Origin of the sequence: Collinsella sp. AF19-1LB, assembly GCF_003459655.1 — a bacterium.
Lineage (GTDB): Bacteria > Actinomycetota > Coriobacteriia > Coriobacteriales > Coriobacteriaceae > Collinsella.
Map to the genome: position 1 here is coordinate 1 of NZ_QRWO01000045.1, position 10,013 is coordinate 10,013.

A 10,013-nucleotide genomic window follows, 5' to 3' on the forward strand; every position below is an offset into this window, starting at 1 on the left:
AAGTGCTAAATGTCAATTCTGGTCTAACAGAGCCTATCCTTTAGAGAAGTATAGGCTCGGGATATCGTGTTCTTGCTCAAGTGGTAGTGATCCTCAATCCATTTGCTTCTAGCGCAAAAGCCCATGGGCCGTTTGTTTTTGGAAGGTTTTCCAAACTTCCATACGAGGCCGAGGATGAGACGCTCGGCGGCAACGGTGGTGACGCAGCACGCCCACTCGGGCACTGAAATAAAAATAGCTTTATCCATTTTCTCTATAATCTTTCGTTGCTCGGTAACATCATCGTTGAATATGTCGGAAATTGACGGTAGCTCGCTCATGTTTACCACCTAGTCAAGGTGGGCGGTACGACCTTCAAGCTGCTTGAAAAGCTCATAAAACGAGCTTTCAAACATGTAATTCGAGCGATGGATTTGGATGAGCTTGCCGGACTCGCGCATGAATTTGCGTGCGGTGTTTTCGCTCCAGCCAGTGAGTTCGCGGATATCGTTAACGCGGAGCAACCGATCGCACTGAGCGGCACCAGTGGGGAAAGTCGGTGTGGACGCCTGAGTGCTAATCTTTGGAGTAGCCATGATGAGCTATCCTTTCAATGAGGGCCCTCCCTGTGCTTGTAAGACTTACCAGGTTCATAAGCACTTGGGGGGCCGGTTTCTATGACTACATGCGTAGCCATCTGACAGCTTTAGCATGTATTAAAACTCATTAGTTGTCAATCAAATATAGCATCTACCTGCGGAAACGGTATTATAGTACCGTAATATTATGAATAAAACGATGAATGAAAAACATGCTATTTCTCGCTTCTCTGTATATAGGCGTTGATGAAGTCTTCGTAGCCTTTAACTGCTTTTATTTCTGATTGTTGAACGAGGCTTGTATACGTTTTGAGCGTGATATTGGGGTCCGCGTGGCCAAGAATACCTTGCACGCTTCTAACGTCCGATCCGTTCGCCAGCATAAAAGTGCTTACGCAATGCCTGAGCTGATGCGGGCAGATGCCCTTATATAGTTTTCCGCCAGTCGAATTATTCGGCTCATAGATTCCAAGATTGCAGCTAACTGCGAAATCGCGAAACCAATGGTTGAAGATGTAGTTCTTCATGTGACAGACAGTAGGGACCCCTTGCTCGACAGCAATATCGCTAATGATGGGAGTGCTGCCAGTCTGGGACAGCCCCAGAGAGGCCAGGAGCTCTTTTTGTATGGCTGACCATGATTGAAGACGTTCGGCCAGGGTTTCTCCAACGGGGATTTTGCGTTGGCTTTCTTGTGACTTGGGTGCCCTCAGTTCATGATCGTTGGTGTACTGCCTGTCAATTTTCAAGGTTTTATTGGCAGGGTCCCAATCGCGCCATTCGAGGCCCAGCATCTCGCCTTTTCGCATACCCGTATACACTAGTACTAGCGTACCAACAGCTTCGGCGGTGAGCTCAATGTGTTGAAGATGTGTGCATAGGGTAGCTACTTGCTCGATTGTCAGTGATTCTCTTTTGTTGCGTGGTCTGCGAACATGAACGGTAGCGCAGGGGTTTCGGTCAATTATTCTCTTTGCGACTGCATTCGACAGAATCTGGCGCAGTTTCGCATTGATTCGTACAAGCTCAGATGGTTTGTATTTTCCCGTACGACGAGCTTCGGCATATGTTTCTTCGATTAGATCGGGAGTTAGCCCCTCAATTGTCTGAAACGCGCCGAATAGGTCTTCGATATGCCTGCAATCGTACGCTTCTCTTTCATAGCTCGTTGGCGCAAGCTCGGTGTCCCTATTTTCATGAAAGGCCCAGCAGTAGGACGCAAGCAAAGTGGGCTTTTTAGTTTTAGTGATCGTGCCAGAGGAGTTGATTTCAGCCAGCTTGGCCTGCATTGCAGCCTTAGCTTCTGTTTTAGTCTTGCAACGAACCGTATAAGTTGGGGATCGTTTGTAACGCCCTGTCTTAGGGTCCTTGACCCCAAGGGAAAAATAATAGCGATAGGTGTTAGGTGATCTCTTGTCTTTCCAACACGTGCCTCTTCCGCTAATTAGTGGCTGTTCTGACATCTTTGCACTCCGTTTCTTTGAATAGTTTTCAACAATTCATTGAGTGCAGTTTAGCTAAAGCTGTTAGTAATATGTTTGTAAAAGCGTAGGCGCAGCTACCGGAGGTAAAAGACACAAACTGCTATGTTTATCTGCGGTTATATGGTGTTCAATGATGCTTGATGAATAGTAGGGGGTAGTATTAAATCATATCTCCTAAAGCGGGTGTCGACGGTTCGAATCCGCCCGGGGGCACCAGAGATTTGTCGAGCCCGGTACCACCACGGTGCCGGGCTCTTCTGGTTCATGCCATGTCAAAAACGAAGCGCCCGCTTGCTGGGGGAGCAAGCGGGCGCCTGTGAGCGAATATGTTTGCGGCGAGAGCCGTAATGAGCGGTTGGGTTGCGACTAGTTGGTCGTACCGGAATCGTCGCCCGTGCTCGTGCCTGAACCCGAACCCGAGCCAGAAAGTGCAACCGTCAGCGTAATCGTGCTGTCGGTAGACTGCTTGCCGGTGGGGGAGACGCCCGTAACGGTGGCGTTTTCGTTGCCGCTCACGGGGTTACCGTTCTGATCGCAGAATGCGATGTTGTAGAACCCGGCGTTGTTGAGCGCGGTGACGGCGGCGGAGATGCTCTTGCCGTACAGGTTGCCCGGAACGCTGGCTTTGCCGGACTTCTTGGCAATGACGACGGTAATCGTGGCGCCAGGCTTCTGCTTGCCGCTGGGGTTCCAGCTAATCACGGTGCCCTCGGTAACCGAGTCGTTCTCCTGGTAGCTCACGTCGACGCCAAAGCCTGCCATATCGAGGGCGTTGCGCGCCTGGGCCTCGGTCATGTCGGTCAGGTCGGGGACGGACGTGGTATCCGGGCCGCTCGAGACCTTGTACGAGATGGTCGTGCCCTTCTCGACTTCCTTACCGGCTTCGGTGCCCTGCTCAAAGACCTGGCCCTCATCGGCCTCGTTGGCCTCCTCGGAGGCGTTGCCCTTCAGGCCAACGCTTGCCAGCGCGGCTTCTGCCTGGTCCTTGGTCAGGCCGACCAGCCGGGGAACCTCGACCTTCTCGGAGGGCTTGGGGCCCTTGGAGATTACCAGGTTCACCTTGGTGCCCTTGGCCTTCTTGGTGTTGCCGTTGGGCGTCTGCTCGGCGACCTTGCCCTCGTCGACATCGTCGTTGTAGCTTTGGTCGATGGTGCCGACCTCGAGGCCGGCTTCCTTGATCTGCTCGACGGCAGTCTGCTGGTCCTTGCCTAGCACATCGGGCACGGTGACCTGCTCGCCGCCAAAGAGTCCTGTGGCAAAGGCCACCACGATACCGATGACGGCAACGGCTGCCACCACGGCGGCGATGATCTTGTTCTTGTTGGATTTGGGCTTTTCGACCTCGTAGGAGCCGGTGGAGCCCGAAACCGAGCTACGGGCGGTATTCTGGCCGCTCACGCCCGAGACGGGACGCACCATGGCGCGCGTCTGATCGGAAAGCTCGCGAGTCTTGGTGGCGCCCAGCTCACCGGGGGCACCGATGATGCGCGTGGGCTCCGAGATGTTGACGGCACGGCCCGACAGGTAGCTGTTGAGCACCTGACGCAGCTCGTCGGCGGTCTGGAAGCGGTTTGCCGGGTCCTTCTCCATGCACTTGAGGATGATGCGCTCAAGGTCGGCGTCGACACCGGAGTTGATCTGGCTCGGCGGAATAGGCAGCTCGTTGACCTGCTTGAGTGCGACCGAGATAGCGTCGTCACCGTCAAAGGGAACGCGGCCGGTGGCGCACTCGTACATCACGACGCCCAGCGAGTAGATATCCGAGGTGGGGCCGAGGTCCTGACCACGGGTCTGCTCGGGACTGACGTAGTGGGCGGTTCCCAGCACGTTGTTGTCTTGCGTGAGGTGGCTGTTCTTGGCGCGCGCGATGCCAAAGTCCATCACCTTGATGTTGCCGTCGGGCAGCACCATGATGTTCTGCGGCTTGATGTCGCGGTGGATGATCTCGTGCTTGTGGGCGACCGAAAGCGCGGAGCTGATCTGCGAGCCGATCTGGGCGACCTTCTTGGGGTCGAGGGCGCCGTGGCTCTTGATGCCGCTCTTAAGGTCGGTGCCGCGCAGGTACTCCATGACGATGTAATAGGTGTCGCCGTCCTTGCCCCAATCGTAGACGCCCACGATATAGGGGGAGGAGAGACCGGCTGCTGCCTGGGCCTCCTGCTTAAAGCGTGCGGCGAAGGTTGCGTCGCCAGCATACTGCGGCAGCATGATCTTGACGGCTACCGTGCGGTCGAGGACCTGGTCCTGCGCACGGTAGACGGTCGCCATACCGCCTGTCCCCACCTTATCCTTGAGGAGGTATCTTCCCCCGAGGACCCTCTGTTCCATTCCTGCTCCTAACATAACTATTCGCTCAACGATGTGTGTAGTACCTACGATGTGGCCGCTGGGGCCGTGTGGCGCGTTGCCGCTAACTCTTCGGCCGCGGCGCGCCTCGGGTGTCCGATTCGATCATGGGCATCACGCTCCCTGTGCGGCGAGCGCCGCGGTCAGGACGATGCCGGCAATCTTGGCCGCCTTGACGTCGTGTTTGTCGTAATCCTCCAAGGCCACCGAGATGGCGACCGTGGGTGAATCGTAAGGTGCAAAGCCAACGAACATCGAGTTGACGTTGGTGCCGCCGATCTCGGCCGAGCCGGTCTTGCCGGCGACCTTGACGCCGGGGACCTGGGCATCGGTGCCGGTACCGGACTGGACGACGGCGAGCATGGCCTGCTTGACCTGGTCGGCCGTGGCGGAGCTGACGGCCTGACCCAGCGAGCGGGACTGCGTGGTCTTGACCACAGTTCCGTCCGGGGCGAGTACCTGGGCTACAAAGTACGGGTCCATGACCACGCCACTGTTAGCGATGGCGGCGGCAATCACGGCGTTTTGCATGACGGTGGTCTGCGGCCCGGGCGTGTGGTCCATGCCGACAGGCTGGCCGGCGCCGGCCCAGGCGGTCTCCCACTCGGTCATGAGCGACGGGTCGGCCATGATGGAGGCCGCGGAGGTCAGGTCTTGGCCGAGCTTTTGGCCGTAGCCAAAGGCGTTGGCAAACTGCACGAGCGTGTTTGCGCCAACTTCGTTTGCCACCTGGCCAAAGACGACGTTGGAAGACACGGCAAAGGCCTGCTGCAGGCTGATGGTGCCGTAGCTCTCGTTGGCATAGTTGGTGACCGGCGCGTTGCCGATGTCCATGGAGCTGGGCGCCTGGTAGGTGCTGGTAAGGCTGGCGGTGCCGGTCTCGAGTGCCGCGGAAAGCGTAACGACCTTAAACGTGGAGCCCGGCGTGTACAGCGCGTCCATGGCGCGATTGTACATGGAGCCGTCCTCGCCGCCGCCCGCCTGCAGCAGGGCGTCGATGTTGGTGTTGTCATAGGTGGGCGAGCTGGCGCATGCGAGCACCGCACCGGTACGCGGGTCGATGACCACTACAGCGCCCTTAAAGCCCTTGAGCGCCTGCTCGGCCGCCGTCTGGATACGCGAGTCGATGGTGAGCTTGGCGGTGTTGCCCGGCTGGGTCTGGCCCGCGAGCGAAGCGATGGCGTTGTTCCAGCTGGAGTAATCCTTAGAGCCGGTGAGCGTGTCGTTCATGACACTCTCGATGGCGGTGGTGCCATACTGCTGGCTCACGTAGCCAACCACGTGCGCTGCCAGGTTGCCGTTGGGGTAGGAGCGTACGTAGGTGCCGTCCTCCTGCTGCAGCGACTCGGCCAGCGTCACGCCGTCGGACGTGATGATGGAACCGCGCTGGATGTACTTGGAGCGGGCGATAGTGTGGTTGTTGGTCGGCATATCCTGATAGTCCTTGGCCTTGATGACCTGGACATAGGTGAGGTTGCCGATAAGGATGGCGAACAGCGCCGTAAAGGCGAGCACCGCACGGGTTAGACGGTTGGCGAGCGCAACGCGGCCGAGCACACCGGATTCAGGCGTGTCGAGCAGGCGACGGCGCATGCGCGAGCCGACGGAATGGCTGCCGCTGCCGTAGGAAGACGAGGTGGCAAAGCGCGTGCCCGTCGGGGCGGCGGCAGATGCGACCTGATCATCGGTGATGGCGGCCATAGTGCCGGTGCCGGTAAGCTCGGCCTCGCGTCCGGTCGCTTCGTCACCGGCGCGCAGCAGGAGCGCGACGATGATAAAGCTTGCCAGCAGCGAGGAACCGCCCTGGCTCATAAAGGGTAGGGTGACGCCGGTCAGCGGGATCAGGCGGGTAACGCCGCCCACGATTAAAAAGGCCTGGAAGCTGATGGCGGCCGTAAGGCCCGTGGCGCTAAAGGCGGCGAGGTCGGATTTAGCGCGGGCAGCCGTGGTGAGGCCACGCACGGCAAAGAGCATAAACAGGATGAGCACGGCGCCGCCGCCCAAAAGGCCCATCTCCTCGCCGATAGCCGAGAAGATAAAGTCGGACTCGACGACGGGGATGTTGTTGGCCATGCCGTTGCCGATGCCAACACCGACCAGGCCGCCATCGGCAAGCGAGAAGAGCGACTGGACGATCTGGTAGCCCTGGCCCTGGGCGTCCTTAAACGGATCGACCCAAACCTGGAAACGCACCTGAACGTGAGACAGGAACTTGTAGGCGCCCACAGCTCCAACGGCTAAGAGCGCAAGGCCGATGATGACGTACGAAAAGCGCCCCGTGGCAACGTAGAGCATCAGCAAGAAGATGGTGTAGAACAGCACGGCCGAACCCAGGTCGCGTTCGAAGACGACGACGAGCAGGCACACACCCCACACGGCAAACAGCGGCAGTAGCAGTCGCAGGCGAGGGATCTTAAAGCCCAGGATCTTGCGGTTGGAGATGGAGAGCAGCTCGCGGTTCTCGGCCAGGTACCCGGCCAGGAACAGCACGATAAAGACCTTGGCGAACTCGCCAGGCTGGATGGTAAAGCCCGCGATGCGGATCCACAGCTTGGAGCCCGAGATCGTGGTGCCGATAAAGATGGGCAGCATCAGCAGGATGATGCCGATGATGCCAAAGGTGTACTTGTAGCGCATGACCACGTCGAGGTTTTTGACCAGTGCGAGCGTTCCCACCATCAGGGCCACCGAGACAAACAGGATGATGAGCTGTGAGATCGCGAGAGCGGGGGCGAGGCGTGTCACGAACGTGATACCGATGCCCGAAAGTATAAATACGATGGGTAGGATGGCGGGGTCGGCGCCGGGCGCCAAGATGCGCACGGCGATATGTGCCGCGGCGAAGGCGGCAAAGAGGCCGATCGGCACGGCGAGCGTCTCAAAGGAGATGGCGGCGCCCGCGGTGAGCACGTACATCGCATACAGCAGGATGACGGGGAACGCCGAGGCGATGAGCAAGAGCAGCTCGGTGTTGCGGCGACTCATAAGCGGCACTCCCTTTCTAGTTCTTTTCGGAGGCTTCGGCCTCGGCGGACTGTTCGGCGGTTTTCTCGGAATCTGATTCGGAGGTCGATCCCTGATTGGTGTTGTCGCGAATCGTTTGCGCGTCAATCACCTGGCGGGTCTGCTCCTCGTCGATCTGGTGGCGGTACTTGGATATCGTGTCCTGCGCATCGTCGACACTTGTTTGCGGAATGCCCGCCTTGAGGCGGTTTTGCGTGTCTTCGGGCAGGTCGGACAGCTTAATACTGGTTTCGCTTTCGAGCCAGTGGAGCTTGAGTCCGAGTGGCTTGCCGGGCAGGCCGCGCCAGACGGCGACATTGCCCTGGTAGGTACCCAGGTAGTACGAGCCGGTGACACCCGTGTAGGCCCAGATGGAAGCCGCCAGCACCAAGACGAGACCTAAGACGACGCCGATGGTGACGTTGCGGCGACGCACGCGTTGCGCCTCGCGCATAACGCCATCGTCAACCAGGTCAACGACTACTACGGTCACGTTGTCGTGGCCGCCGGCGGCAAGCGCCGCGTCCACTAGGTTGTCGACGCAGATTTGCGCGGTTGAGGACTGCGTGGCGATGTTCTCGATATCGCTATCGGGAATCATGCTCGAAAGGCCGTCGGAGCACAGGATCAGACGGTCGCCTTCCTCGATATGCAGAGTGAAGTGGTCGGCATACATAGCGGGGTCCGAGCCCAGCGCGCGGGTGATGACCGAACGGTTGGGGTGGACGCGAGCCTCATCTGCCGTGATCTCGCCGGCGTCCACGAGCTCCTCCACGTAGGAGTGGTCGCGGGTCACGCGGATGAGCGTGCCCTCGTGGAGCAGGTAGGCGCGAGAGTCACCCACGTGGGCGATGGCGAGCGTGTCGTTTTCGATATAGGCGCAAGTGGCTGTGCAACCCATGCCAGGCTTGCCCAGGCCATTCAGGGCAGCCTCGATTACGGCGGCGTTGGCGGCCTCGACGGCTGCCGCCAGGCGTGCGGCGTCGGCAGACTGAGGAGCTGTCTTGGCGATGGTCTCGACAGCGATAGAAGAGGCCACCTCGCCGGCAGCGTGACCACCCATGCCGTCGCATACGCAAAAGAGCGGCGACTGCACCAGGTAGGAATCCTCATTGTGCGGGCGCACGCAGCCAACGTCGGAGCGGGCGCCCCACATGAGTTGCGTGGTGGTGCCGGCATCATAGGTCGAGTCGGTCTCGATGCGCTCCTCGGTTAGGGGTTCAAAGCTCATGGTCGAGCCGGGGTCTTTGAGCTTGGCCTCAACGGCGGCAACGTCGATTTCGGCTGTGTCACCGGGAGAGATGGTGTCGGTCTCGGCGTTTGATTCGGAATCGCCGGTGTCCGGGGAGTCGGGCTCCTCGGACACGCGGGCGGTCGACTCGTCGTCTTGCTGGCTGACGTCTATAGGCTTGGGCGCCGGCGTAGACGCGGGCGCAACCTCGGATGCCGGGGCTATGGGAAACGCCGGCGCGGCGGGCTCGGGTGCCGCAAACACCGCAGCACTCTCGTTGATTGCCGCGGCGACGGGCTCTGCAAAGTGAGCCGGCGCCGGGGTTGCTTCGGGCGCTGTGGGCTGTTCCGCAGCATGTGCGCCGATGGGCGCCGCTACGGCATCCTCTTCGTCTTCGTTATCGGCGAGATCCGAAATATCATGCGTTACATGCGAAAGAGGCAGGGAGAACACGGTGTCCTCGGGCTCCACGGGCGCGGAGCCCGCCGGAGCGGCGTGGGCCGGCGCAGCTGTGGCGGCGGCCGGTGCCTCGGTCATAGTTGCGGACTTGTTCTCCTCGTCGATCATCGACGGTTCACCTTCATGACCACGTCGCCAATCTGGACTTCGTCGCCCTCACGCAGCGTCGCGGGCTCCACGAGCTGGCGGCCGTTGACGAGCGTGCCGTTAAGCGAGTTGAGGTCCTCGATGATGAGCGCCGGGCCCTGCAGCGAAAAGCGCGCATGCGAGGCCGAGACGAACGGTTCGTTGATGCAGATGTCCGAAGACGGAGAGCGACCGACGATGACGGGGCCGAGCATGTCTACGTGGATGCCGCGGATACCGCGCGGGCCCTTGTCCACATCGATCGTCCAGATAGCCGAGTCGCGGCGCTGCCCGCGCACGAGTCCCACGCCGGTCTTCATGACGGCGAACAGGAAGATATAGAGCAGGGCGACCAAGACGATGCGGCCTGCAAAAAGGACGATATCGATGTTCATAAGCGACTATCCCCTAAATTCAAAGGTACTCAGGCCAAACGTCAGCAGATCGCCGTTGCGCAGCGGGCAGCGCGTAATGCGGCGGTTGTTGACGAGCGTGCCGTTGGTGGAATTGAGGTCCTCGATCGACCAATCCGAGCCCGTAAAGGTGAGCTGGGCGTGGCGGCGCGACACGTTGGGGTCGCGCAGGGCAATGTCGGAAACTGAGCGCTCGCGACCGATGGTCACCTGTGCGGAGGTGATGCTATGGCTCTCGCCGCTCACGACGTCGACGAGCTGGGCGAGCGGGCGCTGCGGGGCGCGAGTGCTCGCCATGTTGGAGGCGATGCCGGCTGCGGCGCCTAGGCCCACGGCGGCACCGGTCGCGGCGGCTCCGCCCATGCCGGCAAGC

The 10,013-nt window shown here is 59.8% G+C and carries 8 protein-coding genes; all 8 read right to left on the minus strand.

Annotation, left to right across the window (positions count from 1 at the left end; translation table 11 throughout):
• Positions 1-23 precede the first annotated feature (23 nt).
• The gene (locus tag DWX39_RS10335) at positions 24-320 is read right to left on the minus strand and encodes a hypothetical protein (protein WP_117759852.1); all 297 of its coding nucleotides are present in this window, start codon (positions 318-320) and stop codon (positions 24-26) included.
• 9 nt (positions 321-329) lie between these two features.
• A complete protein-coding gene (locus DWX39_RS10340; protein ID WP_117640700.1) occupies positions 330-575 on the minus strand; it encodes a hypothetical protein in 246 nt (81 codons plus the stop codon).
• Between the two features lie 218 nt (positions 576-793).
• The gene (locus DWX39_RS10345; protein WP_117640701.1) at positions 794-2,041 is read right to left on the minus strand and encodes a tyrosine-type recombinase/integrase; all 1,248 of its coding nucleotides are present in this window, start codon (positions 2,039-2,041) and stop codon (positions 794-796) included.
• A 387-nt stretch (positions 2,042-2,428) separates the two neighbouring features.
• A complete protein-coding gene (gene pknB / locus DWX39_RS10350; protein ID WP_117759854.1) occupies positions 2,429-4,390 on the minus strand; it encodes a Stk1 family PASTA domain-containing Ser/Thr kinase in 1,962 nt (653 codons plus the stop codon).
• A gap of 132 nt (positions 4,391-4,522) precedes the next feature.
• Entirely contained in the window at positions 4,523-7,393 is a 2,871-nt protein-coding gene (locus tag DWX39_RS10355; protein WP_117759856.1) for an FtsW/RodA/SpoVE family cell cycle protein, read from the minus strand.
• Between the two features lie 16 nt (positions 7,394-7,409).
• Positions 7,410-9,209, minus strand: a complete 1,800-nt coding sequence (locus DWX39_RS10360) for a Stp1/IreP family PP2C-type Ser/Thr phosphatase (protein WP_117759858.1) — start codon at positions 9,207-9,209, stop codon at positions 7,410-7,412.
• Positions 9,206-9,622: an FHA domain-containing protein gene (locus DWX39_RS10365; protein WP_006235180.1), complete on the minus strand. Its 417-nt coding sequence runs from the start codon at positions 9,620-9,622 to the stop codon at positions 9,206-9,208. The genes DWX39_RS10360 and DWX39_RS10365 overlap by 4 nt, the downstream gene beginning before the upstream one ends.
• 6 nt (positions 9,623-9,628) lie before the next feature.
• The coding region (locus tag DWX39_RS10370; RefSeq protein ID WP_233512212.1) for an FHA domain-containing protein at positions 9,629-10,013 on the minus strand (385 nt) is incomplete at its 5' end.